2 protein-coding genes are annotated in these 1743 nt (G+C 66.3%); one reads left to right on the top strand and one right to left on the bottom strand.

The features are described 5' to 3' along the window. Positions 1–335: 335 nt before the first annotated feature. Positions 336–1427: an alpha/beta hydrolase gene (locus tag BKH33_RS13345; protein WP_003783115.1), complete on the top strand. Its 1092-nt coding sequence runs from the start codon at positions 336–338 to the stop codon at positions 1425–1427. On the opposite strand, the gene BKH33_RS13350 is transcribed toward BKH33_RS13345, so the two are convergent. Further along, positions 1420–1743 (bottom strand): FCD domain-containing protein (locus BKH33_RS13350; protein WP_143228799.1); only part of this gene is annotated, 324 nt, incomplete at its 5' end. The two genes, BKH33_RS13345 and BKH33_RS13350, sit on opposite strands and share 8 nt — an antisense overlap.

Below are 1743 nucleotides of genomic sequence, written 5' to 3' on the forward strand. Positions count from 1 at the left end.
GGTCGGCAAGGCATCACCCGGCTGCAGTCCCTTGGCAAGAATGTAGTTCTTGATCTCGGCGATCGCTGTGGAGGACTGAGTCATAGGGGTGGTGGTGAGGCCGGACATGACACCGCGGGACGTCTGCATAACCCCATTGTCCGACTTTCGGTGCATGTGCGCTGGTGAATGTTGGCCCGTGCCTATCCGCATATTTCTGAGACCCCAGCCATGGCTGTCGCTCTTTTCCGGGGCAACATCCGGAGCAGCACCTGGCCGTGGCGAGGTCCGTTGCGGATTGATGAGTGAATGTACGCAAGTTGCTCCTATAACGATCATGATGCCACAGTTGCGGTATGCCCGATACACATGAGGTGCTCCCCGCCCGTCCTCCTTATGACGGCGCTACCGCTGCCCTGCTCGAGCGTATTGAGGCACTCGGTGTCTTCCGCACCATGACGGTGGAGAACATTCCGACCTGGCGCGCGCCCGTTGATGAGGTCAGAGCGGAGTTCCTTGTCCGGTGTCCTGACGTCGACCTGGAGGACGTCGACGTCGTTCGGGAGGACGGGACCACGCTTCCTGCTGCGGCCGTCCGGCTCTCTCGGGGTCTCTCCGGGGACCGGCCCGGTCCTGTGTTCCTGTCGCTGCACGGGGGAGGGCTCGTCATGGGGTGCCGTTTTAACGGTCTGTTGACGGTTGTTCCATGGTTGCGTCGGTACGGAGGTGTCATTATCAGCCCCGAGTACCGTCTGGCCCCGGAGAGTCCGGCTCCTGCCGGCGTCGAGGACTGCTACGCCACGCTGTGCTGGGCGATCGAGCACGCCGAGTACCTCGGCGCAGACCCCGAGCGTGTGGTCGTCGTCGGGCCGAGTGCAGGTGGTGGTCTGAGCGCCGGTACATTGCTCATGGCGCGTGACCGGCAGGGGCCGGCCGTGCTTGGCGGGCTGCTGGACTATCCCATGCTTGACGACCGCAGCGGGCTGCCGGGATGGCAGGGGTCGGTCTCGGCGCGCCAGTATCCCGACGACGGCACCTGGCCCGCGGCCTACAACGACGTCGCCTGGGAGGCGGCGCTGAGGCGGCGACGCGGAACTGAGCTGGTCACCCCTTATGAGGCGCCCGCCCGCGCCACATGGTTGGGCGGCCTACCGCCGCTGTTCATCTCGGTCGCATCGGCCGAGGTCTTCCGCGATGAGGTCGTTGCCTTCGCCTCCAAGATATGGCGCGACGGCGGGGACGCCGAGCTGCACGTCTACCCCGGGGGGACGCATGCCATGGAGTTCGTCAATGCTCGTTGGCTGGCTCAAGGACTCACCGCGGCGCGCGATCTGTGGATGGACAGACTGCTTCACCCCGAGGACCCCCGCCTCAACATCGCGGCCGTGGCTCAGGCCGGAACCTACCCGGCCCTGACTGAGGAGGCCATGACCAGTCGGTTCAGGTGAGGGTTGCCAGGAGCGGGGCGTAGTGCTGGGCCGTGGCCTGGCGGTAGGCCTGGGCGTCCCCGGCGCGGGCGGCCCGGAGCATGCTCCGATGCGCCTTCGCGGCGCTGAGCATGTCCTCGGACCTGGGGCCGTCCAGGAGGGGGACGGTGAGGGTGTGGACGGCCCAGAAGGCCTCGGTCAGGTGCAGGAAGAGGTGGTTGTCCAGGGGCTCGAGCAGGCGCATGTGGAAACGGCGATCCTGGTCGGTGAAGAGCTCCCGCTTCGAGGCGATCTCCTCGATCTCCTCGACGAGGGTGTCGAGCTCGGGGTCCTGGCG

Source organism: Actinomyces naeslundii, assembly GCF_001956585.1.
GTDB lineage: Bacteria > Actinomycetota > Actinomycetes > Actinomycetales > Actinomycetaceae > Actinomyces > Actinomyces naeslundii.